Source organism: Mesorhizobium sp. GbtcB19 (assembly GCF_019091085.1).
Taxonomy (GTDB): domain Bacteria; phylum Pseudomonadota; class Alphaproteobacteria; order Rhizobiales; family Rhizobiaceae; genus Mesorhizobium.
Genome location: NZ_JAGXJY010000015.1, coordinates 1 through 20632, shown reverse-complemented (window position 1 = coordinate 20632; position 20632 = coordinate 1). Strand labels below are relative to the sequence as shown.

26 protein-coding genes are annotated in these 20632 nt (G+C 63.3%); 10 read left to right on the top strand and 16 right to left on the bottom strand.

The window, feature by feature from the left end; all coding sequences use genetic code 11:
• Positions 1 to 70: 70 nt before the first annotated feature.
• Positions 71 to 871 (top strand): glutamate racemase, encoded by an 801-nt coding sequence (gene murI / locus KVT37_RS22770; protein ID WP_217577224.1) that lies wholly within the window; start codon positions 71 to 73, stop codon positions 869 to 871.
• Between the two features lie 3 nt (positions 872 to 874).
• On the opposite strand, the gene KVT37_RS22765 is transcribed toward murI, so the two are convergent.
• Positions 875 to 2266 (bottom strand): RNB domain-containing ribonuclease, encoded by a 1392-nt coding sequence (locus KVT37_RS22765; protein WP_217577223.1) that lies wholly within the window; start codon positions 2264 to 2266, stop codon positions 875 to 877.
• Positions 2267 to 2490: 224 nt separating this feature from the next.
• On the opposite strand from KVT37_RS22765, the gene KVT37_RS22760 reads away from it, so the two are divergent.
• Positions 2491 to 2673 carry a DUF3008 family protein gene (locus tag KVT37_RS22760; RefSeq protein WP_217577221.1) on the top strand — a complete coding sequence of 61 codons (183 nt, stop codon included), beginning with the start codon at positions 2491 to 2493 and terminating at the stop codon, positions 2671 to 2673.
• 71 nt (positions 2674 to 2744) lie between these two features.
• On the opposite strand, the gene KVT37_RS22755 is transcribed toward KVT37_RS22760, so the two are convergent.
• Positions 2745 to 2948 (bottom strand): hypothetical protein, encoded by a 204-nt coding sequence (locus tag KVT37_RS22755; RefSeq protein ID WP_217577219.1) that lies wholly within the window; start codon positions 2946 to 2948, stop codon positions 2745 to 2747.
• A gap of 371 nt (positions 2949 to 3319) precedes the next feature.
• On the opposite strand from KVT37_RS22755, the gene rpsD reads away from it, so the two are divergent.
• The 4 genes from rpsD (at position 3320) to KVT37_RS22735 (ending at position 6335) form a co-directional block, all read left to right on the top strand.
• On the top strand, positions 3320 to 3937 hold the full coding sequence (gene rpsD, locus KVT37_RS22750; protein WP_217577216.1) for a 30S ribosomal protein S4: 618 nt from the start codon (positions 3320 to 3322) through the stop codon (positions 3935 to 3937).
• Between the two features lie 112 nt (positions 3938 to 4049).
• Positions 4050 to 4913 carry a tRNA 2-thiocytidine(32) synthetase TtcA gene (gene ttcA, locus KVT37_RS22745; RefSeq protein WP_217577401.1) on the top strand — a complete coding sequence of 288 codons (864 nt, stop codon included), beginning with the start codon at positions 4050 to 4052 and terminating at the stop codon, positions 4911 to 4913.
• A 10-nt stretch (positions 4914 to 4923) separates the two neighbouring features.
• Positions 4924 to 5751 carry an inositol monophosphatase family protein gene (locus KVT37_RS22740; protein WP_217577214.1) on the top strand — a complete coding sequence of 276 codons (828 nt, stop codon included), beginning with the start codon at positions 4924 to 4926 and terminating at the stop codon, positions 5749 to 5751.
• A 176-nt stretch (positions 5752 to 5927) separates the two neighbouring features.
• Positions 5928 to 6335: a cell envelope integrity protein TolA gene (locus tag KVT37_RS22735; protein WP_217577213.1), complete on the top strand. Its 408-nt coding sequence runs from the start codon at positions 5928 to 5930 to the stop codon at positions 6333 to 6335.
• A 125-nt stretch (positions 6336 to 6460) separates the two neighbouring features.
• Here KVT37_RS22735 and KVT37_RS22730 read toward each other — a convergent pair whose 3' ends face one another.
• From KVT37_RS22730 to KVT37_RS22705, 6 genes are all read right to left on the bottom strand, one after another.
• Positions 6461 to 7705: a multidrug effflux MFS transporter gene (locus KVT37_RS22730; protein WP_308642728.1), complete on the bottom strand. Its 1245-nt coding sequence runs from the start codon at positions 7703 to 7705 to the stop codon at positions 6461 to 6463.
• Positions 7706 to 7866: 161 nt separating this feature from the next.
• Positions 7867 to 8202, bottom strand: a complete 336-nt coding sequence (gene grxD / locus KVT37_RS22725; protein ID WP_059185116.1) for a Grx4 family monothiol glutaredoxin — start codon at positions 8200 to 8202, stop codon at positions 7867 to 7869.
• 154 nt (positions 8203 to 8356) lie between these two features.
• A complete protein-coding gene (locus KVT37_RS22720) occupies positions 8357 to 8590 on the bottom strand; it encodes a BolA/IbaG family iron-sulfur metabolism protein (RefSeq protein ID WP_112098545.1) in 234 nt (77 codons plus the stop codon).
• 97 nt (positions 8591 to 8687) lie between these two features.
• Positions 8688 to 9212, bottom strand: coding sequence for a hypothetical protein (locus KVT37_RS22715; RefSeq protein ID WP_217577211.1), 525 nt, complete (start codon positions 9210 to 9212; stop codon positions 8688 to 8690).
• A complete protein-coding gene (gene purL, locus KVT37_RS22710) occupies positions 9209 to 11440 on the bottom strand; it encodes a phosphoribosylformylglycinamidine synthase subunit PurL (RefSeq protein ID WP_217577209.1) in 2232 nt (743 codons plus the stop codon). Before purL ends, KVT37_RS22715 begins: the two co-directional genes overlap by 4 nt.
• Positions 11441 to 11588: 148 nt before the next feature.
• Positions 11589 to 12998, bottom strand: coding sequence for a PLP-dependent aminotransferase family protein (locus KVT37_RS22705; protein WP_217577207.1), 1410 nt, complete (start codon positions 12996 to 12998; stop codon positions 11589 to 11591).
• A gap of 91 nt (positions 12999 to 13089) precedes the next feature.
• On the opposite strand from KVT37_RS22705, the gene KVT37_RS22700 reads away from it, so the two are divergent.
• A complete protein-coding gene (locus KVT37_RS22700) occupies positions 13090 to 13338 on the top strand; it encodes a DUF1127 domain-containing protein (protein ID WP_217577399.1) in 249 nt (82 codons plus the stop codon).
• Between the two features lie 120 nt (positions 13339 to 13458).
• Here KVT37_RS22700 and KVT37_RS22695 read toward each other — a convergent pair whose 3' ends face one another.
• From KVT37_RS22695 to purC, 7 genes are all read right to left on the bottom strand, one after another.
• Positions 13459 to 14121: a Pr6Pr family membrane protein gene (locus tag KVT37_RS22695; protein WP_217577205.1), complete on the bottom strand. Its 663-nt coding sequence runs from the start codon at positions 14119 to 14121 to the stop codon at positions 13459 to 13461.
• A gap of 7 nt (positions 14122 to 14128) precedes the next feature.
• Positions 14129 to 14539, bottom strand: coding sequence for a hypothetical protein (locus tag KVT37_RS22690; RefSeq protein ID WP_217577203.1), 411 nt, complete (start codon positions 14537 to 14539; stop codon positions 14129 to 14131).
• Positions 14540 to 14580: 41 nt separating this feature from the next.
• On the bottom strand, positions 14581 to 15249 hold the full coding sequence (gene purQ / locus KVT37_RS22685; RefSeq protein ID WP_217577201.1) for a phosphoribosylformylglycinamidine synthase subunit PurQ: 669 nt from the start codon (positions 15247 to 15249) through the stop codon (positions 14581 to 14583).
• A complete protein-coding gene (locus KVT37_RS22680) occupies positions 15246 to 15797 on the bottom strand; it encodes an RNA 2'-phosphotransferase (protein WP_217577199.1) in 552 nt (183 codons plus the stop codon). Before KVT37_RS22680 ends, purQ begins: the two co-directional genes overlap by 4 nt.
• Before the next feature lie 35 nt (positions 15798 to 15832).
• Complete coding sequence (locus tag KVT37_RS22675; RefSeq protein WP_217577197.1) at positions 15833 to 16087, bottom strand: hypothetical protein; 255 nt, start codon at positions 16085 to 16087, stop codon at positions 15833 to 15835.
• Between the two features lie 18 nt (positions 16088 to 16105).
• Entirely contained in the window at positions 16106 to 16345 is a 240-nt protein-coding gene (purS, locus tag KVT37_RS22670) for a phosphoribosylformylglycinamidine synthase subunit PurS (protein ID WP_217577196.1), read from the bottom strand.
• Positions 16346 to 16410: 65 nt separating this feature from the next.
• The gene (gene purC / locus KVT37_RS22665; protein ID WP_217577194.1) at positions 16411 to 17205 is read right to left on the bottom strand and encodes a phosphoribosylaminoimidazolesuccinocarboxamide synthase; all 795 of its coding nucleotides are present in this window, start codon (positions 17203 to 17205) and stop codon (positions 16411 to 16413) included.
• 275 nt (positions 17206 to 17480) lie between these two features.
• Between purC and KVT37_RS22660 the strand changes: the two genes are divergently transcribed.
• Both KVT37_RS22660 and KVT37_RS22655 read left to right on the top strand, forming a co-directional pair.
• Positions 17481 to 17801 carry a DUF1476 domain-containing protein gene (locus KVT37_RS22660; RefSeq protein ID WP_217577192.1) on the top strand — a complete coding sequence of 107 codons (321 nt, stop codon included), beginning with the start codon at positions 17481 to 17483 and terminating at the stop codon, positions 17799 to 17801.
• Between the two features lie 219 nt (positions 17802 to 18020).
• Positions 18021 to 18794 carry an HpcH/HpaI aldolase/citrate lyase family protein gene (locus KVT37_RS22655; protein ID WP_217577190.1) on the top strand — a complete coding sequence of 258 codons (774 nt, stop codon included), beginning with the start codon at positions 18021 to 18023 and terminating at the stop codon, positions 18792 to 18794.
• Positions 18795 to 18802: 8 nt separating this feature from the next.
• Here KVT37_RS22655 and KVT37_RS22650 read toward each other — a convergent pair whose 3' ends face one another.
• The gene (locus KVT37_RS22650) at positions 18803 to 19360 is read right to left on the bottom strand and encodes an alpha/beta hydrolase (RefSeq protein ID WP_217577188.1); all 558 of its coding nucleotides are present in this window, start codon (positions 19358 to 19360) and stop codon (positions 18803 to 18805) included.
• A gap of 201 nt (positions 19361 to 19561) precedes the next feature.
• Between KVT37_RS22650 and KVT37_RS22645 the strand changes: the two genes are divergently transcribed.
• Complete coding sequence (locus tag KVT37_RS22645; protein ID WP_217577186.1) at positions 19562 to 20374, top strand: VOC family protein; 813 nt, start codon at positions 19562 to 19564, stop codon at positions 20372 to 20374.
• The last annotated feature ends 258 nt before the right edge of the window (positions 20375 to 20632 follow it).

Below are 20632 nucleotides of genomic sequence, written 5' to 3'. Positions count from 1 at the left end.
CCAAGATCATTCGCGATAGAAGCGCCTTCGGTCCAATCACGGACCTGCCGTTTCTAAAGACCGGATGACAATGAGCGATCGATCAAGCCAACGCCCGATCCTGATGTTCGATTCCGGCGTTGGCGGGCTGACCGTGCTGCGCGAGGCGCGCGTGCTGATGCCCGACCGCCGCTTCGTCTATGTCGCCGACGACTCGGCATTTCCTTACGGCGCCTGGGAGGAACCGGCACTCAAGGACCACATCCTTACGCTGTTCGGCAAGCTGCTCGACCGGCTTCAGCCGGCGATCTCGGTCATTGCCTGCAACACCGCTTCGACCCTGGTGATCGAGGCGCTACGCGAGAAATTCCCTGGACATCCGTTCGTCGGCACCGTGCCGGCGATCAAGCCGGCCGCCGAGCGCACGCGATCCGGCCTCGTTTCCGTGCTGGCGACGCCGGGCACGGTGAAGCGCCAGTACACGCGCGACCTGATCAGCAAATGGGCGCAGAAATGCCATGTGCGCCTGGTCGGCAGCGACCGCCTGGCGGGGCTCGCCGAGATCTATATGCGCCAGGGCTTCGTCGATGAGGAAGCCGTAGGCGCCGAAATCGCGCCCTGCTTCATCGAGCGCGAGGGCAACCGCACCGACATCGTCGTGCTTGCCTGCACGCATTACCCGTTTCTCGCCAACCGTATGCGCAAGACCGCGCCCTGGCCGGTCGACTGGATCGATCCGGCCGAGGCGATCGCGCGGCGCGCCATGTCGCTGCTCGAACCTGTCGGGGAGACGTCGGGCGAAAACGAGCCCGATCTTGCCGTCTTCACCTCGGGCAAGGTGGATTTCGCCACCAGGCGCCTGATCCAGGGGTTTGGCCTTACCGTACCTTAGTGCTCAAGCTGACGCAGCAGGTTCGAAGACGATGCTGCGCTGATCAGGATCGGCCGAGACCAGCTTCAGCTCGAGATCGTCGCCCTGCCTGAGTCCGGAAGCCTTGACGTTGGCGACGACAGGCATGTCGGCAAGCTGCACGCGCACGCCATGATCGACGATGTCGGTGACGACGGCCTTGAACGTCTCACCCTCGTGTCCCTTGAGCATTACTGCCTCGGCAAGGTCGATGGCCGCGTGGTTGATCTGCGAAGCGCGGGCATCCGAACGCCCCATCACCTTCGGCAATTTGGTGAACGCGTCTGTCACGGCCTGCGGCACGGGCTGGCCGTTGGCGATTGCCAGCGCGCAGCGCACGACGTAGCGGTCGGCCAGCCGCCTGAGCGGCGCGGTGGCGTGGGCATAGGTGGCGGCCATCGCCTCGTGCCAGGGGACAGCGCCCTCTTGATAGGGCTGGTAGGACGCGCCATTGCCCGCACGGCGGATTTCCAGCATCAGCGCCGCCTGTTTCGGATCGGACGGATCGAGCGTGCGCTGATAGTCGCGCAGCCCGGTGGAGGCTGGCCAGGACAGGCCGAGCGCCTGTGCCGCGTTGCGCAGTCGCTGCACCTTGGAAGCGTCCGGCCCGGACATCACCCGGAACAGGCCGGTCTTGTGCGCCAGCATGGCGTCGGCAATCGCCATATTGGCGGCCAGCGAAAGTGCTGCATTGTCCTGCTCGGATTGCAGCAGCGGTCTGAACGAAAGCCGAAACGTGCCGTCGGCGAGCTCTTCCACCTCCTGCTCCGGCGGGTCGACGCGCGAAGCGCCGCGGCGCTCTTCGTTTGCCGCCATGCGTCGCGCCAATTCGGCGAAGCCGGCCGGAACATCCGAGGCCTGCACGCTGTCATAGGCAAGCTTCGATCGGCTTTGGATGATGGCCCGCTCCGCGCCGTCCAACTTGACCGCACCGTCCCCGGCGACCCGAACCGTGAAGATGACTGAGGGGCGCGGGCCGTCAGGCAACAGGCTCGCCGCGGCCTCGGCTAGCACCGGCGGGTAAAGCCCGGCCTTGCCGTCGGGCAAATAAAGCGTCTGGCCCCGGTTCCAGGCTTCGAGATCGACCGCGTCACCGTCCTCGACGAACCAGGCCACGTCGGCAATGGCGTAGTGCAAGAGAAGATCGCTGCCGCTTGCCTCGATCGAGAAGGCCTGGTCGAGATCGGTGGAACTCGCCGGATCGAGTGTGACGAAAGGCATCGCCGTGCGATCGGCATGCTGGCTGGGCACACCCTTGGCCGCCGCCTCGGCTGCCGCCACTACGTCGGGCGGAAATCCATCCGGCACGTGGAATTCGGTGCGGATTTTCGCGAGGCCGGCGGCAAGCGCCTGTGAGGGATCGGTCAGCGATTTCATGCAACCGTCCTACACTGGCGTTCCAGACACGGGAAGGCTGCCAACCAGAATCGCCAAAGCCGGCCGTCTGACGGCCGATACCGGGAGGCCGAGAAAACTGAGTTGCGGTCCCTGGAACTGGCACTGAGGCGCGGCGTTTCTACGATATCTGATTGACGCAATTCCGGACGGAAAACCGTTTCACACTTTTCCTGGAATTGCTCTCCAGCAAAGGAGAAACCGCCATGCCCGCCACCTCGCAAGCCCAGCAAAAGGCCGCCGGCGCAGCACTTTCCGCCAAGCGCGGAGAAACCAAGAAAAGCGAACTCAAAGGCGCTTCCCGCGAGATGTACGACTCGATGAGCGAGAAGCAGCTCGAGGAGTTCGCCGAGACCAAGCGCAAGGGCCTGCCGGCGAAGAAGTCGTAGATCGCGAGGTCGAACGAAAAGGCCCGCGGCGTCGGCGGCGGGCCTCTATCAATTTCTTGCTGCAAAATAACCTAGCTGCGCCACCAGCAGTGCTTGGTCTTGTAGCGGACGACGTGGCGGTGGCCGTGGCGCCAGACGACTCTTTTCTTCACCACGGCCCGGCACACCTGCTTGTGGCCATGCCAATGCCTGGCCATGGCCGGTTCAGGCGTCATGACCGCCATCGATCCGGCCAGCACGGCGGCGCCGGTCAGGGTAAGGAAGAACTTCTTCATCGAATTTCGGACTCCTCTGCTCCGGTCCCTTCATCAAATGCAGGGCGTTTGCGTCCGAAGACGCCGCATTCGCCCCGATGCCGCCGGCGTGCAACTTTCCGCCACGTCCAGCACTGTGTGCAACGCGGGAATGGTATAGGGTTGCTCTCAGCGTCGCCAGCCACAAGCTTGACAGCGGTTAAATCTGTGTTTAACAGGCCCACCAACACCGGGTGGCGACGCCCGGTGGTTTCTTTTGACGTGTCCCGTGGGTTTTCCGTCGCTTTGCGTGGAAAACCCTGTCAGGTCTCGAAAACGGAGGCCAGAGGAGGGCGCGTTTCCTTCGCCCGGAGCCATGGGGTTCCGGGTATGTTGTTTTGAAAGGGAATGCGATGAGCAAGCGCGAATCCGCGAAATACAAGATTGACCGCCGTCTCGGCGAAAACATCTGGGGCCGCCCGAAGTCCCCGGTCAACAAGCGTGAATACGGCCCCGGCCAGCACGGCCAGCGCCGCAAGGGCAAGCTTTCCGACTTCGGCCTGCAGCTGCGCGCCAAGCAGAAGCTGAAGGGTCACTACGGCGACGTTTCGGAAAAGCAATTCCGCAAGGTCTATGAAGAGGCCGACCGCCGCAAGGGCGACACCTCCGAGAACCTGATCGGCCTGCTCGAATCGCGCCTCGACGCGATCGTCTACCGCGCCAAGTTCGTCCCGACCATCTTCGCCGCCCGCCAGTTCGTCAACCACGGCCATGTCAACGTCAACGGCAAGCGCACCAACATCGGTTCGTATCGCTGCAAGCCGGGCGACGTGATCGAGGTGCGCGAGAAATCGAAGCAGCTCGTCATCGTTCTGGAATCGGTCGCTCTCGCCGAGCGCGACGTGCCGGACTACATCGAAGCCGACCACAACAAGATGGTTGCGACCTTCGCGCGCGTTCCCGGCCTGTCGGACGTTCCGTTCGCCGTGCAGATGGAACCGAACCTGGTCGTCGAATTCTACTCGCGCTGATCGATTTCGATCAGCCGCAACATCCAAGGCCGCCTCTCGAGGCGGCCTTTTCTTTGGTCGCTATGTCCGTTAAGCCGGGCGCCAACAGAACCGTGGGGCCGGCGCCATGAATATGCTGCCAGATGTCAAAACCCTCTCGCCGATCGACGATGACGCCGAGGGCGGCTTCCATCCGCTGTTCCGCGACGTGCCGTCCTCGGTCGAGTTCAACAAGCTGCGCAAGCGGCTGCTTCGGCTGACGCGCCAGGCGATCGAGGATTTCGCCATGGTGAAGCCCGGCGAACGCTGGCTGGTCGCGCTTTCCGGTGGCAAGGATTCCTACGGCCTGCTGGCGCTTTTGCTCGACCTCAAATGGCGCGGCCTGCTGCCGGTCGAACTGCTCGCCTGCAATCTCGACCAGGGCCAGCCGAATTTCCCAAAGCACATCCTGCCCGACTATCTCAACGCCAACGGCATCGCGCACCGCATCGAGTACCAGGACACCTATTCGGTGGTGACCGACAAATTGCCCGAAGGCAGCACCTATTGCTCGCTCTGCTCGCGGCTGCGGCGCGGCCATCTTTATCGCATCGCGCGGGAGGAGGGGTGTTCGGCGCTGGTGCTTGGCCATCACCGCGAGGACATTCTCGAGACCTTCTTCATGAACCTGTTCCACGGCGGGCGTCTCGCCGCGATGCCGCCGAAGCTTCTCAATGACGAGGGCGACGTCATGGTGTTGCGGCCGCTCGCCTATAGCGCCGAGGCCGATCTCGAAAAGTTCGCCAACGCGATGAAATTCCCGATCATTCCATGCGACCTCTGCGGCAGCCAGGAAGGGCTGCAGCGCAACGCCATGAAGGCGATGCTCGACGATATCGAGAAGCGCATGCCGGGCCGCAAGGATACGATGATCCGCGCCATGACCAATGTGCGGCCCTCGCACCTCCTGGACAGGAAGCTGTTCGACTTCGCGGGGCTCGACGCCAACCCAGAATGAGACATTTCCGATGAAATTTGACTACCGTTCGATCGACTGGCTGGCCGAGCTTCTCGCCGATGCCGCCAGGGCAGAAATCATGCCGCGTTTCCGCCGGCTGGGCGAGGGCGACGTCCGCCAGAAAACCTCGGCCGCGGACCTCGTGACCGAGGCGGACGTCAATGCCGAGCGGCTGATCACCGCCCGGCTGCGCGAGCGCTATCCCGACGCCATGGTGGTCGGCGAGGAGGCCTGCTCCGACAATCCGGCGCTGCTCAGTGGCCTTGGCGACGCTGAGCTTGCCTTCGTCATCGATCCAGTCGACGGGACTTTCAACTTTGCCTCCGGCGTGCCGCTGTTCGGCGTCATGGCCGGCGTCGTCGTCAATGGCGAGACCGTCGCGGGCATTATCCACGATCCGGTCGGCAAGGACTGGCTGATCGGCGCCAAGGGCGCCGGCAGCCATATCCGCCATGCGCATGGCGCGCTGGAGAAGGTACGTGTGGCGGCGCCGGTGCCGATGTCGCAGATGACCGGCTCGGTGTCCTGGCAGTTTCTCGCGGAGCCCGAACGCTCGCGGCTCGCCCGCAACCAGACCAAAACGCTGTCGCAATTCGCCTATCGCTGCGCCGCGCATGAATACCGGCTGCTGGCCAGCGGCCATGCCCATTTCGTCCTCTACAACAAGCTGATGCCCTGGGATCATCTGGCGGGCGCGTTGATCCATCAGGAAGCTGGCGGCCATGCCGCTCGCGTCGACGGCAGCGCCTATCTGCCATCGCATATCGACGGCGGTCTGCTTGTGGCACCGGACAGAGAAAGCTGGAACGAGTTGCGCCGCGAGCTCTGGGCCGATTAAAGCGCGTCGTGCTGAACCGGATTCAGACGACGCGCTTCAGGCCTTTGTTTTTCTGCATGTCGTTGTCGCAAAACCGCTGCACACTTTTGCGCGACATGCATTAGGATAGGCTCGCTGGTGAAGCCCGGCAGGTCGACCACGATCCGTGGCTTCATCGAAGGTCCGGGGGGATGCACATGAACTTCCGCCATGCGATGGCCGCCCTTGCGTGCGCCGTCTTCGTGAACGCGAGTTGCGTGGAGGCCTGGGCGCAGCAGCGCGCCTGCGGCAGCCGCGACCCGGTCAACACCATAGCGGCGATGTTCGATGCCATTTACGCTTGCTGGCAGCCGCCACCGGGGACCGGCGGCCTGTCGCTGACATTGCGGTTTTCGCTTCGCCGCGACGGAACGCTTATCGGCAAGCCCCGCGCCACTGTCTCCAAGCTCGGGCCGGACGACGGTTTGAACAGAGCCTTTGTGGCTTCAGTCCTCGAGGCGCTCGATAAGGCCCTGCCGGTGCCTTTCACCGATAGCATGGGTGGCGCGATCGCGGGGCGCATGTTGTCCCCGCTCTTTGCGGCGGCAGACGAAGGCAGATCCTGATCGGACGGTGCTGCTTGGGGCTTAAAGCGCGTCGCGCTGAAATGGGTTCAGGCGACGCGCTTTAAGTCTTTGTTTTGATGCAAGTCGTTCTCCCAAAACCGCTGCGCACTTTTGGGCGACATGCATCAGACCGGCGGATTGTGCGGCTGGAACAGCCGTCCGCCTTCGGCGACCAGGATCATCAGCAAAGCGGCGACCGAGACACTGCAGAAGCCGGCGGCCAGGGGTGTGACCGTGCCGTTATAGGCCTGGCCGATCAGCGTGCCGAGGATGCCACCGAGAAAGGTCTGCATGAAGCCGAGGATCGATGACGCGGTGCCGGCGAGCGCGCCGAGCGGCTCCATCGCCAGCGCGTTGAAATTCGCGCCGAGACAGCCGAAGGGCACCATCGCGCCTGCGAAGAAGGTGATGAACAGCCAGAGCGGCATCTGCATCTCCAGCGAGACGACGAGCCATATCAGGCTGATGGCGAGGAAGAGCAGCAGCGCGCTTTGCGACAGGCGGCGCATGCCGATACGCCCGACAAGGCGCGCGTTGAGGAAATTGGAGAAGGCGAGCACGCCGGCGACACCGGCAAAGATCAGCGGGAACAGCTCGCCGACATGGAAGACATCGAGATAGATCTGCTGCGCGGAATTGATGAAGCCGAACATGGCGCCGAAGATGAAGGTGCTGGCAAACGCGTAGCAGACCGCGACGCGGTTGGTGAGCACGATGCGGAAGCCGCCGACGACCGCGTTGAGGGTCAGCGGCCGGCGGTACTCCGGATGCAGCGTTTCCGGCAGGCGCAGCAGCGACCACGCCGACACGATCAGCGCGCCGATGGCCATGGTGACGAAGATCCAGTGCCAGGTGGCGAACAGCATGATGAACTGGCCGATGCCGGGCGCGACGACCGGGATCGCCATGAACACCATGAAGATCAGCGACATCACCTCGGCCATGCGACGGCCCTCGAATGTGTCGCGCACGATCGAGACGGCGATCACGCGGGTCGCGGCGGCGCCGATGCCTTGCACGGTACGGCAGGCGAGCAGGATGGCAAAGGTGGGCGCGACAGCGGCGGCGGCAACGGCCGCGACATAGATGATCAGGCCGGCGACCAGCGGCGCGCGGCGGCCGAAACGATCGGAGATCGGGCCGAAGAAAAGCTGTCCGGTGCCGAAGCCGAGAATATAGGCGGTGATGACGTATTGGCGGTGGTTTTCGTTTTCGACACCAAGCGAGGCGCCGATCTGCTGCAGCGCCGGCAGCATAATGTCGATGGCCAAGGAATTGAGCGCCATCAGCGCCGCACAAAGCGCAATGAATTCCCAGCGCGGAATGGGCAAGCTGCTTGCCCGTTGCGACGCTTCTACCTGCTTGTCCACGGCAAAGTCCGATCTTTCAAACGAACAAGCGCCGGCTGGCCGGCGCGCTGGTTCGTTTCATCCCCGAGATGCGGGTTCATAATTGCCGAGGTGGGGGCGGCCCCGGGGATGCTTGCCGGTCGGAGGGTTTGCCTCCGCGCCGACGAGCAAAAAATTGAAAATCAGGCGGCGCCTTTGACGCTGACACCTTTTTCGACCAGGAAGTCCTGCAACTCGCCAGCCTGGAACATTTCGCGCACGATATCGCAACCGCCGACGAATTCGCCCTTCACATAGAGCTGCGGGATCGTCGGCCAGTTGGAATAATCCTTGATGCCCTGGCGCAGTTCGGCCGAGTCGAGCACGTTCACGCCTTTGTAGTCGGCCCCGATATAGTCGAGGATCTGCACCACCTGACCGGAGAAGCCGCATTGCGGAAAGCCGGGAGTGCCCTTCATGAAGAGCACGACGTCGTTGCTCTTCACTTCATTGTCGATGTAGTCGTTGATGCCGGTCATGGACGATCCTTTCACGCCTGTGGGAGTCAGGCTCGAAGCATGTCCTTCAAATAAACCCATAGGGTGGCTGAAACAAGACGTTAGCCGCGACGCTACTCCAATGGCGCAAGGGATAACGCGATTTTGGGCCAAGCCGGAGCGGCGGCGACAGCGCTCAGTCGGGAATGCTGGTCTGTAGCGCCAGCGCATGCAGCACGCCGCCCATATTGCCCTTCAAGGCGTTGTAGACCATCTGATGCTGCTGGACGCGGCTTTTGCCGCGGAAGCTTTCGGCAACGACCTCGGCGGCGTAATGGTCGCCGTCGCCGGCCAGATCGCGGATCGTCACCTTGGCGTCCGGAATGCCTTCCTTGATCAGTTTTTCGATGTCGTGGGCATCCATTGCCATGGCAAAATCCTGTTTCAAGCGGGCAGGCTACGTGACTCGGGCTGAGCCTAAAGCCTTTCCGGCCCGGATTGAAGCCGTTCCGTCGGGTGATGAAGCCCTATGGGTTATCTTGGCTCGAATGAACCACGCCGTCTTCCGTGATGTCATCGCGCGTTGAATAGGCGCGGCCGAGGCTGAAGACCAGGACGTAGAGCGGGATGTTGATCAGCAGGACGACGACCGGAAGATAACTCGTCATCTGCCACGCGGTTGAGAAGAAGGCCTGACCGTAGCCGTCGCAGGTCAAGGACGAGCCATATTCCCACACCGCCCCGATCACCGCGGCGGCGGCGAAGAGCTTGATGCATGTCGCGATGTGCCGTGCCCGCGCGGGCTCCAGGGAAAGCCTGTTCCACAGCATCAGGCAGACGATCGGAACCGCGTAGATCAGGTTCTGTGCGATGAGCATCGGCAGCGTGCCGTTGGCAGCCGCCAGGAACTCTGCGCGGGTCTCCAGCCGTGGACAGACCTCGCTCGAGGTCGTCGACAGCAGGAACAGGACGAACGGGCCGAGGAACCAGAAGAAGAACAGCGAAGGCCAGAAGACGACTGCAATCAGCGCCCTGGCAGTCAGCCTGGTCAACTGGCCTGATCCATGAAGCGCGGGAACCAGCCTTCATGCGCCGCGGTCAATTCGCTGACCGGGATCGCACGCGCATCGCCGAGTTTCAGCGCGCTGCCGCCAGTGGTGCCGATCCAGGGCGCGAAGATGCCGAGCTTGCCCTGCTCCTCGCGAATCCTGTCCCATTCGCCGCTCTGCGGGTCGATCGACAGCGTCAGCAGGTAGCGGCCCTGGTCCTCGCCGAACCAGACCGGGATCGGGTCGGTGCCGGTTAGCCCCGGAATGGTGGCGCCGATGCCGGAGGCCATCGCCATTTCGGCAAGCGCAACCGCGAGGCCGCCGTCGGAGACGTCGTGGGCGGCGGTCACGATGCCCGAAGCGATCAGCGCACGCACATGGTCGCCGGCGCGCTTCTCATGCGCGAGATCGACCGGCGGCGGCGGACCGTCCGCACGGCCATGGATGTCGCGCATATAGACGGACTGGCCGAGATGGCTGCCCCAGCTCGGCGGCGCGCCGACCAGCACGATCATCTGATTCTCGGCGGCAAAGCCGATCTTCGCCATCTTCGACCAGTCGGCAATCAGCCCGACGCCGCCGATGGTCGGTGTCGGCAGGATGCCGCGGCCATTGGTTTCGTTGTAGAGCGAAACATTGCCCGAAACGATCGGGAAGCCGAGCGCCCGGCAGGCATCGCCGATGCCTTTCACCGCGCCGACGAACTGGCCCATGATCTCGGGCCGCTCCGGATTGCCGAAATTGAGGTTGTCTGTGGCGGCCAGCGGCAGCGCCCCGGTGGCCGTCAGGTTGCGCCAGCACTCGGCGACGGCCTGCTTGCCGCCTTCGTAAGGATCGGCCTCGCAATAGCGCGGGGTGACGTCGGAGGAGAAGGCGAGCGCCTTGGTCGGGTGGCCTTCGACGCGCACGACGCCGGCATCGCCGCCGGGAAGCTGCAGCGAATTGCCCTGGATCAGCGTGTCATACTGCTCCCACACCCAGCGGCGCGAGGAGAGGTCCGGCCCGCCGAGCATTTTCAGCAGCGCGTCGGCGACATCGGCCTTCGGAGCATCGTTCGCGGCAAGCGGCGTCGGCTTCTTCGCCTCGACCCAGGGGCGGTCATATTCCGGCGCCTGGTCGCCCAATTCCTTGATCGGCAAATTGGCGACCTCGTCGCCCTGATGGATGACGCGGAAACGCAAATCGTCGGTGGTCTTGCCGACGATGGCGAAGTCGAGGCCCCATTTGCCGAAGATCGCCTCGGCTTCCTCTTCCTTCTCGGGGCGCAGCACCATGAGCATGCGCTCCTGGCTTTCCGACAGCATCATCTCATAGGCGCTCATGCGCTCCTCGCGCACCGGCACCTTGTCGAGGTCCAGTTCGATGCCGAGATCGCCCTTGGCGCCCATCTCGACCGCCGAGCAGGTGAGGCCTGCCGCACCCATGTCCTGGATGGCGATGACGGCGCCGGAAGCCATCAGCTCGAGGCAGGCCTCCAACAGGCATTTTTCGGTGAAGGGGTCGCCGACCTGCACGGTCGGGCGTTTCTCCTCGATCTTGTCGTCGAACTCGGCCGAGGCCATGGTGGCGCCGCCGACGCCGTCGCGCCCGGTCTTGGCGCCGAGATAGACCACCGGCAGGCCGACGCCCTTGGCCTCCGACAGGAAGATGGCGTTGGTCTTGGCAAGGCCCGCCGCGAAGGCGTTGACCAGGATGTTGCCGTTGTAGCGGGCGTCGAAATTGACCTCGCCGCCGACCGTCGGCACGCCGAAGGAATTGCCATAGCCGCCGACGCCCGAAACCACGCCGGCGACCAGATGGCGGGTCTTGGGGTGGTCCGGCGCTCCGAAGCGCAGCGCGTTCATCGCCGCAACCGGCCGCGCACCCATGGTGAAGACGTCACGCAGGATGCCGCCGACGCCGGTCGCCGCGCCCTGATAGGGTTCGATGTAGGACGGGTGGTTATGGCTCTCCATCTTGAAGACCACGCAGTCGCCGTCGCCGATATCGACCACGCCGGCATTCTCGCCTGGCCCCTGGATCACCTGCGGGCCGCTGGTCGGCAGCGTGCGCAGCCATTTCTTGGAAGACTTGTAGGAGCAGTGCTCGTTCCACATCGCCGAGAAGATGCCGAGCTCGGTGAAGCTTGGCTCGCGGCCGACCAGGTCGAGAATGCGCTGGTATTCGTCGGGCTTCAGCCCGTGCGCGGCGACGAGCTCAGGGGTGATCGGCACGGAATTGGAAATGGTCATGAGCGGCGATTTTTGTCCGTGGGAAGGGGAGTTTTCGAGTCCCCCTCTTATCGCAAGCTTTCGCGCGATACACCCCACTGGATGACGAAAAACGCCGGAAAACTGCCCCTGCCGGTGATGGCTTACGGTCTGGGGCATGCAAGGTCGATCAGGAAAAGCTGTCGTAGCCGGCGCGGCCTTCGTCGAGCAGGCGGCGGATGACGGCGACGCCGCCGGCGACATCCTTGCTTTGCCGTGGTTGCGATACGCCGAAGCGCACGCCGTGAAAGACCTGCTCGGAGCGGCCGGCCTTGAACTCGTCCTCGTCGTCGATGAGCACGCCCTGCGCCAGGCAGGCGTTCTTGAAGGTGCCGGACAGCCACGGGTCCGGCAGGGTCAGCCAGATGAAGGGCACGTTATCCCTTGTCCTGAGGTCGAATCCCGCCAGAACGTCGCGCACGATGGCGAGACGAGTCCTGATCTCTCCAATGCAGCGCTTGCGGATTTCGGTCGCCTGGCCCGACATCACCAGCCTTGTGCCGACCTCGGCCAGCAGGAAGGGCAGGCCGCCGGTCATCATCTTGTGGGCGACGCGGATGCGATGGCGATAGGACGGCGGACAGGAAAGCCAGCCGCCGCGCACGCCGGCGGCGACAGATTTGGACAAGCCGCCGGCGACGATCGTGCGCTCGGGGGCATATTCGGCGAGCAGCGGTGTGGGGTCGTCAGTGAGTTCGCCGTAAAGATCGTCCTCGATCAGCGCGACATTGTATTCGCGCGCAATTTGCGCGATCGCCTGCCGGCGCTCGGCCGACAGCGTCACCAGCGTCGGATTCTTCGCGGTCGGCATCAGGAACATCACTTTTGGATGTTTCTGGGCGCAGACGCGCTCGAAATCGTCCGGGTCGATGCCGTTATCGTCAGTCGAAACCAGCGCGATGCGGCGCCCGATCAGCCCGGCGCTGCGCGCGATCTGCGAGTAGGTCAGGTGCTCGAAGACCACGTAATCGCCGGGCATGGTCAGGGCCGCGATCGCCGCCATGACCGCGGCATGGGTGCCAAGCGTCGGAACTATTGAATCGGGGGAGGGGCGGAAGGAATTGCGCGCCAGCCAGCGGCTGCCCGCCTCGTACCAGCGTTCGGGAAAATCACGCGTGTAGCTCGAAATGTCGTGCGGGTGCTCCTGCGCCGTGCGGGCCAGGATCTCCGCAATCACCGCGCCCTGGCCGACATCGGGGGCCGCGGTGCTGTCGAAGCGCAGCTTGCCACTCGGCGCATCGATGGGGCGCGTGCCCTGCAGGCCTGGTTCGACATCGGGTTTCGGGGTCTCGGCGCGCTGGGAGAGCACATAGGTGCCGCGGCCGACCTCGCCGCTCACCAGGCCGCGTTCGCGCAGCAGCTGATAGGCGCGGCCTACGGTGCCGACGGTCGTGCCGATGTCATAGGCGAGATCGCGCTGCGGCGGCAGTTTTGCACCGGCATCGATGACGCCCTTGTCGATATCTGACTCAATGCTGTCAGCAAGGCGCTGATAGAGAGGGCCGGAGCCATTGGAAAGGTCAGGGAGCCAATTTGTCATGGTGACAATTTTCTATATTGCAACGCGCGATGAGTCAATCCATATCGAGCCCGCGATTGATAAGGTACAATCGAGACAAGGCAGAACGACAATGGATACAATTGAGACAATTCGCTACGCAGCCCCGGCTTTTGGCGCACAGGCCGATCCGCTGACTCAGCGCGGCTTCGTCGGTCGCGTGTTGGTCGTGCTCCGTTCTCTCGCAAGGCAGATCGACCGCATGCTGCAGCGTCGGCGCGGCCGCCTCGCGCTGCTGGAGATGACCGACGAGCAGCTCAAGGATATCGGTGTCTCGCGCTGCGATGCCCATCGCGAAGGCATCAGGGCCTTCTGGGAGTGATCTCTATCGGATGACGACCTAGAGCGTTTCACCGTTTCACTGAAACGGCGAACCGCTCTATCTCTTTGTTTTGACGCAATTCCTGGCGGAAAACCGCTCACACGTTTCCTGGAATTGCTCTTAGCGTCGGCCCGGTGCAATCCGGGCTGCGGGCTTTCCCCGCAATCGGCCGATGCCGTGATCGATGAGCACGGCAAGCACGCTCAATCCGATGAACAGCGCGGTGACGGCCAGGGCCGAAACGGCGACGCTGGCCGCGCCGTTCCTGGCGACGTCAAGGAACGGGTAGGGCACTTCGCCGGCGAATGGGGCGCGTATCAGCGCATAGGCGAGGTAGGCGAGCGGATAGATCATCCACCAGGAGATATCGCGCCAGCGCGTGCTGCCGTCGGCGCCCGCGATGAGCCACCACACGACGAAAATAAACGGCGTGATGTAGTGGAGCAGGATGTCGCAAAGCAGGAACAGGCCCTGCGGTTGCCAAAGGCCCGCCAGCACGGTCGCATAGACGATGAAGACCAGCGTGATGGCGACCGCGACGCCGGCGCGCATGCGGCTGCCGGCGAAGGCCGGGAACCAGGCATAGCCGGCGGGTGACAGCAGCGAAGCATGCACCATCACCGCAGCGATGTTGGTCAGGATGGTGAAGAAGCTGAAGAGAAAGACGATCGAGCCAAGCAGGCTGCGCCCCGCCGCCATCGACGCCGGAATGGTGATCGCAAACTGCAGGACGAGCCCGACAAGCCCGATAACCAGCCCCGCCATTTGCAGGAACCGGCCCATGGCGACCTCAGGCGGCAGCCGCGCAGGACGGATTGCCGGCCTGCCAGCGGGCGATGTCGGAGCCGATGCGCGCGCCTAGTGGATCGTTCATCAGCGGCCCGAACACGTCGACGCGGCTGGAATTGCCCTGCGCCTGCACCACCAGCAGCGGCTTGCCGCCATAATGCTTGGCGGGTACCAGCAGGAAGCGCGGCGTGCCGCTGTAGGAATTGAGCTCATTGGCCATCTGGTAGGCCTTGAAGGCCGGATCCTTGCTGGCGATCCAGCATTTATGCGCCGCGATGGCGACCTGTTCCATAGCCAGCAGCGAGGCGCTTTTGCCCGACGGCACCGGTGCAGTCTTGGGGCTGGATTGGCAGGAAGCCAAAGCGAACCCGGCGGCGGCCAGGAGAGCAAGGCGAGCAATCGTCGGTCTCATGGTCAGTCCGCCCCCGCGTTCCGCATCAGGATGTCAAAGGATCAAGCCGCGATGCCGAGCGCGCTTTCGAACAGCGCCCGCCCGTCATTGCCGCCATGCGCCGCCTCGATCAGGTTTTCCGGGTGCGGCATCAGGCCAAGCACGTTGCCCTTGTCGTTGACGATGCCGGCGATGTCGTTGATCGAGCCGTTGGGGTTGGTGCCGTCAGCATAGCGGAACACCACCTGGCCCTCGCCTTCGAGCCGGGCAAGCGTTTCCGCATCGGCGAAATAGTTGCCGTCGTGGTGCGCCACCGGCGAGCGGATGACCTGCCCCGGCTGGTAGCCGCGCGTGAACATGGTGTTGGCGTTGGCGATCTGGAGCTTCACCTGCCGGCAGACGAATTTCAGCGATGCATTGCGCATCAGCGCTCCGGGCAGCAGTCCCGCCTCGACCAGGATCTGAAAACCGTTGCAGACACCGATGACGGTCACGCCCTTGGCGGCCTTTTCGGCCACCGCCCGCATCACCGGCATGCGCGCCGCGATCGCGCCGCAGCGCAGATAATCGCCGAAGGAGAAGCCGCCGGGGATGGCGATGAGGTCGACATCGGGGATTTCGGTGTCGGTCTGCCAGACGGTCACCGGCGCCTGGCCGGAAATCTTGGTCAGCGCCGCGATCATGTCGCGGTCGCGGTTGAGGCCAGGCAGGAGGACGACGGCTGATTTCATGGCAGTTCCCGTTCGCTGATGTCACGCAGATACCGGGGCGGAACGCTATCGGTCAACCAGACGCCATTGTCGGAGAGAAAGAAAATCAGCCCATCCCCAGCCATGGCCGCCGAGTCGACCTGAAGGATAACATCTTTTCCCTTGCGGCGCCGCGCCACGATGCGGGCGGTCTCGATATCCTTCGACAGATGCACATGCTGGCGCGACTGGCTGGTGAGGCCTTCACGCAGGATTGCGGGAAGAAACTCTTCCTTGGTGCCGTGATAGAGCAAAACCGGCGGCACGCTCGGTGCGAGTCCGAGGTCGATGTCGACGCTGTGGCCCTGCACGGCGCGGATGCGATCGCCTTCAATGGCAAACCGCTTCTTTGGGTTTTCCGCCACGACACGTGCTACATCGGTGGGCGAGGCGCCGAATTTCCGCTCAATCACCGCACAGAGCGCGCCGAGATCGGCCCAGCCGTTCTCGTCTAGGGCAAGCCCAGCTTCCTCCGGCGCGTGCCGGAGCACAAGGCTCATGAATTTCGAGATATGGATGTCGTTCGGCATGGTGAGATGGTTTCAGTCCGCATGCCGAGTTGACGTTATTTCGGCTCAAACGGCTTTTGGGCCTCGGCCAGTTCGCGCAATTCCAGTCGCTGCTCGATGCGTTCAAGGCGTTGGTCGATACGGCCGGTTATCGCGTAGATGTTGTTGATGTCCGTTTGGGTGCCCAATGCCTGCAACCTCACAGCAACAATCTCGTGCCTGACCTCGCCGAGACCGTTCTCAAGCCGATCCATTCGTGAATGGATTTTCTTGAGAAGTTCGTACATCAGCTCATTGGTGACTTCAGGCATAGTGCCTCCGGCACAACCTCAGGTAAGGGTCACACTATAATTCTCAATCACCGTGTTCGCCAGAAGCTTGTCGCACATCGCCTTGAGATCGGTTTCGGCCTTGGCCTTGTCGGTTCCGGTGAGCTCGATGTCGAAGACCTTCCCCTGGCGCACTTGGCCGACGCCGTCGAAGCCCAGCCCCGACAGCGCGTGCTCGATCGCCTTGCCCTGCGGGTCGAGAACGCCGTTCTTGAGGGTCACGGTGATACGGGCTTTCATCGATACTCCTGGGCAGATGGTCGTTTGCGAAAGGGCCTGCCATTGTCCGGCAGGCCCGGCAGTAACTAGTGCTTCAGGCCCTTGGGCGACTCGGTGGAGGCGACGAGCACCGGGCCGGTCGGGCGCGGCGGCTCGTTCTCGTTGATGATGCCGAGACGGCGGGCAACTTCCTGATAGGCCTCGACCAGACCGCCCATGTCGCGGCGGAAGCGGTCCTTGTCGAGCTTGTCCTGGGTGGCGACATCCCACAGCCGGCAGGAATCCGGCGAAATCTCGTCGGCGACGACGATGCGCATCATGTCGCCCTCGAACAGGCGGCCACACTCGATCTTGAAGTCGACGAGCTGGATGCCGACGCCGAGGAACAGGCCGGAAAGGAAGTCGTTGACGCGGATGGCCAAAGCCATGATGTCGTCGATTTCCTGCGGGCTTGCCCAGCCGAAGGCGGTGATGTGCTCTTCCGACACCATCGGGTCGTCGAGCGCGTCGGCCTTGTAATAGAATTCGATGATCGAGCGCGGCAGCACCGTGCCTTCCTCGATGCCGAGGCGCTTGGACAGCGAGCCGGCGGCGACATTGCGCACGACGATCTCGAGCGGGATGATCTCGACTTCCTTGATCAGCTGCTCGCGCATGTTGAGCCGGCGGATGAAGTGGGTCGGGATGCCCATGCGGTTCAAATGGTTGAAGATGTGCTCGGAAATGCGGTTGTTGAGCACGCCCTTGCCATCGACCACTTCATGCTTCTTCTTGTTGAAGGCGGTGGCGTCGTCCTTGAAGAACTGAATCAGCGTCCCCGGCTCAGGTCCTTCATAGAGGATCTTGGCCTTGCCTTCGTAAATGCGGCGGCGATTTTTCATATGATTTTTTCTCTGGGTCTGCGGGCAGGCGGCAAGTGACCAGTTCCTGTCCGTCTGCCTAAATTAGTATGGCGACGGTGGCGTTCAATGCCGGTGTTATCGCAATCGCCTTGTTTGCTCAATCGCGAAATCCGGCGAATCAACCGCTTTCGGGACCGAAATGCCGCAGCGCAGCATGCGACGAAGCATATTGACCGGCTCGCGGCCTTTTGATTTGTGCTTGCCCATCACACATATTCACCGCGAACGCGAATCGGATTGACCGGAGGGACGTCATGAGCAGCATGAAAGACCGCGAAGAGGGCTTTGAGCGCAAATTCGCCTTCGACGAGGAACTTCGCTTCAAGGCCTCGGCCCGCCGCAACAAGGCGCTCGGCCTGTGGGCCGCCGAGAAGCTGGGCAAATCCGGCGCCGATGCCGAAGCCTATGCCAAGGAAGTGGTGGTCTCCGATATCGAGGAAGCCGGCGACCATGACGTCTTCCGCAAGATCCGCAAGGATTTCGATGCCGCCGGCGTCAACCAGTCCGACCATCAGATCCGCCGCACCATGGACGAATTGATGGCGCAGGCGATCGAGCAGATCAAGAACAGCTGAGGCTGGATGAGCATGATGTCGTCCGAAAGCCGCTTCACGCTTTTCGCCATCATGCTCTATCTCTTTGTTTTTACGCAATTCCGGACGGAAAACCGTTACACACTTTTCCTTGAATTGCTCTGACTGGACCAATCGACCGCCCGACCTAGCCGGGCGGTTTTTCTTTGCCTCGCCGCCGTTTCCGGCTGAAACTGCGGATTGTTAACAAGGAAAGTTCCGATGTCGCTCAAGTCCCGTCTGACCGCCGACGAAACGCTGTTCACCGCCTGGTCGGGCGTGCCGGACGCGCTGACGGTCGAAATCATCGCCAAGCAGGGTTTTGACGCCGTCACCCTCGACATGCAGCATGGCGGCCATCACGAGGACAGCGTTCTGCGCGGGCTGGTGCCGGTGCTGGCCGCCAGCAAGCCGGCGCTGGTGCGCATTCCGGTCGGACGCTTCGACATGGCGAGCCGCGCGCTCGATTTCGGCGCCGAAGCGGTGATCGCGCCGATGGTGAATTCGGTGGCCGATGCCAGGCAGTTCGCCGCCGCGATGAAATATCCGCCGCTGGGCGAACGCTCCTGGGGCCCGACCTACGCCTTTCCGCGCCACGGCAAGGGCGACCACGCCGAATGGCTGCGCGATTCGAACCAGCGCACCATGGCTTTCGCGATGGTCGAGACGCGGGCGGCGTTCGAGGCACTCGACGGTATTTTGGACACGCCCGGCATCGACGGCATCTTCGTCGGTCCGTCGGATTTCTCGATCGCCTGGTCGAACGGCACCACCATCAATTCGACGCTGGAAAGCATGATGGAGACGGTCGCCTCGATCGCCGAGCGGACGCGCAAGGCCGGCAAGCATGCGGCGATCTACGTCATCGAGCCGGCCATTGCCGGCCGGGTCGTGTCGATGGGCTACCGGCTGCTCGCCATGGGCTCGGACCACACGCTGATCTCGCTCGGCGCCAAGACGCTGCTGAAGAGCATGCGGGATTCGATCGGTTCTTGAGGCGAGCCTTACGGCTGCTTCAGCTCCGTCAGGAACTTGGCGAAGGTCATCGAGCCCTCCGGCCAGGGGCCGAATCCAGCGTCCTGGTTGAGGTGACCGGCCTCGCCGGCGTCGATGAACAGCGATCCCCAGGCGGCGGCAATGTCCTCGGCGACGTCGAAGGCGCAGAACGGATCGTTGCGGCTGGCAATCACGACCGACGGAAAGGGCAGCGGGTCGCGCGAATAGGGGCCGAAGGTCATCAGATGCTTCGGCCTGATTTCCGGATTGGAGACGTCGGGCGGCGCCACGAAAAAGGCGCCGGCGACCGTCTTCTTGAATTGCGGGATGGCTTGCACTGCCGCCGCGACGCCAAGCGAATGGGCAACGAGCACGACCGGCCGCTCGGCTTCGTTGACGGCGTTCGCCACGCTTGCCGTCCAGTCCTCGCGCACCGGCTTCGTCCATTCGGCCTGCTCAACCCGGCGCGCCGTCGACAGTTTCGACTGCCAGCGGGTCTGCCAGTGCTCGGGACCGGAATTGGTGTAGCCCGGAACGATCAGAATATCTGCGTCTTTGACTTTCATGGCGCCGATGTAGCGAGCGGCTTTCCCGCCTGCAACCCCGTCGGGAATATCGGGATGATCACAATTGTGAACAACCTGTTCGATTCTTGCTGTCTTGTGTGAACGATCGCAATCGACGATTTGGAGAGGGAACAAACAACAATAACTGGCGACCTGGAAAATCCCATATCGGGGAGAGGCGCTGCCTGGACGGAGAGTTTGATGAGCGAATTGCCTTTTGCCGCGACCACCCCGGTCAGCGTGTCGCGCGTCGGGTTGAAGGCGCGTGATGCCGAGAGCCTGGCCGCCTATTACCGCGCCGTTGTCGGCCTGCAGGAACTGAGCCGCGCCGACGGCGCGATCACGCTTGGCGCCGCCAGCCGGCCGCTGCTGGTGCTCGAGCAGGATGCTTCGGCCAAGCCCGACGATCCGCGCAGCGCCGGGCTTTTCCATACCGCTTTCCTTTTGCCGTCGCGCGCCGATCTCGGCCGCTGGATCAGCCACGCCGCCGCCAACCGCATCGGCATCGAGGGCGCCTCCGACCACCTGGTCAGCGAGGCGCTTTACCTGACCGATCCCGAAGGCAACGGCATCGAGATCTATGCCGACCGCCGGCCGCAGGACTGGAAATGGAATGGCGACCGTATCGCCATGGCGACCGAGCGGCTGAATCTGCCCGGGGTGGTAGCGAGCGTGCCGGCCGGTGACGCCGGCTGGCAGGGCGCGCCGGAAAACACCATTGTCGGCCATGTCCATCTGCGCGTCGGCCGTCCGGAAGATGCGGAAACCTGGTGGCATGACCAGTTCGGCTTCGACACCGTCGCCAAGTATGGCGGCCAGGCGGTGTTCCTGTCTTCCGGCCATTATCACCACCATATCGGCGCCAATGCCTGGCAGAGCGCCGGCGCCGGCCGCCGCGACACGTCCCGTTCAGGCCTCGCCTGGGTAGAGATGCGCTCGGACAATGTGACGGCAGGGACGAGCCACGAGGATCCGTGGGGCACTGTGATCAGGACTGTGCCTGGGAGGGCTTGATGGGGCGTCGGTGACAGCGTCTTTCTCCCCGTCACTATACGGGGAGAAATGCCCGGCAGGGCAATGAGGGGCAGCGCCGAGTTATCGAGATTGGCTTTCGGCCTCAGAGGCTGTGGGTGCGATAGTTACCAAGCTTGGCGCCGCCCCTCATCCGCCCTTCGGGCACCTTCTCCCCGTAAACGGCAGGGCTATCGCATATGGGTCAGGGCCTGGATTAGGTAGTCGTCGTTCCATGCGCATTTCTTGATGCGGTGGCTG

What these genes read in the sequence shown, in the direction of transcription:
- murI (WP_217577224.1), top strand. Translation starts at nt 71, where the DNA reads ATGAGCGATCGATCAAGCCAACGCCCGATCCTGATGTTCGATTCCGGC.
- KVT37_RS22765 (WP_217577223.1), bottom strand. Translation starts at nt 2,266, where the DNA reads ATGAAATCGCTGACCGATCCCTCACAGGCGCTTGCCGCCGGCCTCGCG.
- KVT37_RS22760 (WP_217577221.1), top strand. Translation starts at nt 2,491, where the DNA reads ATGCCCGCCACCTCGCAAGCCCAGCAAAAGGCCGCCGGCGCAGCACTT.
- KVT37_RS22755 (WP_217577219.1), bottom strand. Translation starts at nt 2,948, where the DNA reads ATGAAGAAGTTCTTCCTTACCCTGACCGGCGCCGCCGTGCTGGCCGGA.
- rpsD (WP_217577216.1), top strand. Translation starts at nt 3,320, where the DNA reads ATGAGCAAGCGCGAATCCGCGAAATACAAGATTGACCGCCGTCTCGGC.
- ttcA (WP_217577401.1), top strand. Translation starts at nt 4,050, where the DNA reads ATGCTGCCAGATGTCAAAACCCTCTCGCCGATCGACGATGACGCCGAG.
- KVT37_RS22740 (WP_217577214.1), top strand. Translation starts at nt 4,924, where the DNA reads ATGAAATTTGACTACCGTTCGATCGACTGGCTGGCCGAGCTTCTCGCC.
- KVT37_RS22735 (WP_217577213.1), top strand. Translation starts at nt 5,928, where the DNA reads ATGAACTTCCGCCATGCGATGGCCGCCCTTGCGTGCGCCGTCTTCGTG.
- grxD (WP_059185116.1), bottom strand. Translation starts at nt 8,202, where the DNA reads ATGACCGGCATCAACGACTACATCGACAATGAAGTGAAGAGCAACGAC.
- KVT37_RS22720 (WP_112098545.1), bottom strand. Translation starts at nt 8,590, where the DNA reads ATGGCAATGGATGCCCACGACATCGAAAAACTGATCAAGGAAGGCATT.
- purL (WP_217577209.1), bottom strand. Translation starts at nt 11,440, where the DNA reads ATGACCATTTCCAATTCCGTGCCGATCACCCCTGAGCTCGTCGCCGCG.
- KVT37_RS22705 (WP_217577207.1), bottom strand. Translation starts at nt 12,998, where the DNA reads ATGACAAATTGGCTCCCTGACCTTTCCAATGGCTCCGGCCCTCTCTAT.
- KVT37_RS22700 (WP_217577399.1), top strand. Translation starts at nt 13,090, where the DNA reads ATGGATACAATTGAGACAATTCGCTACGCAGCCCCGGCTTTTGGCGCA.
- KVT37_RS22695 (WP_217577205.1), bottom strand. Translation starts at nt 14,121, where the DNA reads ATGGGCCGGTTCCTGCAAATGGCGGGGCTGGTTATCGGGCTTGTCGGG.
- KVT37_RS22690 (WP_217577203.1), bottom strand. Translation starts at nt 14,539, where the DNA reads ATGAGACCGACGATTGCTCGCCTTGCTCTCCTGGCCGCCGCCGGGTTC.
- purQ (WP_217577201.1), bottom strand. Translation starts at nt 15,249, where the DNA reads ATGAAATCAGCCGTCGTCCTCCTGCCTGGCCTCAACCGCGACCGCGAC.
- KVT37_RS22680 (WP_217577199.1), bottom strand. Translation starts at nt 15,797, where the DNA reads ATGCCGAACGACATCCATATCTCGAAATTCATGAGCCTTGTGCTCCGG.
- KVT37_RS22675 (WP_217577197.1), bottom strand. Translation starts at nt 16,087, where the DNA reads ATGCCTGAAGTCACCAATGAGCTGATGTACGAACTTCTCAAGAAAATC.
- purS (WP_217577196.1), bottom strand. Translation starts at nt 16,345, where the DNA reads ATGAAAGCCCGTATCACCGTGACCCTCAAGAACGGCGTTCTCGACCCG.
- purC (WP_217577194.1), bottom strand. Translation starts at nt 17,205, where the DNA reads ATGAAAAATCGCCGCCGCATTTACGAAGGCAAGGCCAAGATCCTCTAT.
- KVT37_RS22660 (WP_217577192.1), top strand. Translation starts at nt 17,481, where the DNA reads ATGAGCAGCATGAAAGACCGCGAAGAGGGCTTTGAGCGCAAATTCGCC.
- KVT37_RS22655 (WP_217577190.1), top strand. Translation starts at nt 18,021, where the DNA reads ATGTCGCTCAAGTCCCGTCTGACCGCCGACGAAACGCTGTTCACCGCC.
- KVT37_RS22650 (WP_217577188.1), bottom strand. Translation starts at nt 19,360, where the DNA reads ATGAAAGTCAAAGACGCAGATATTCTGATCGTTCCGGGCTACACCAAT.
- KVT37_RS22645 (WP_217577186.1), top strand. Translation starts at nt 19,562, where the DNA reads ATGAGCGAATTGCCTTTTGCCGCGACCACCCCGGTCAGCGTGTCGCGC.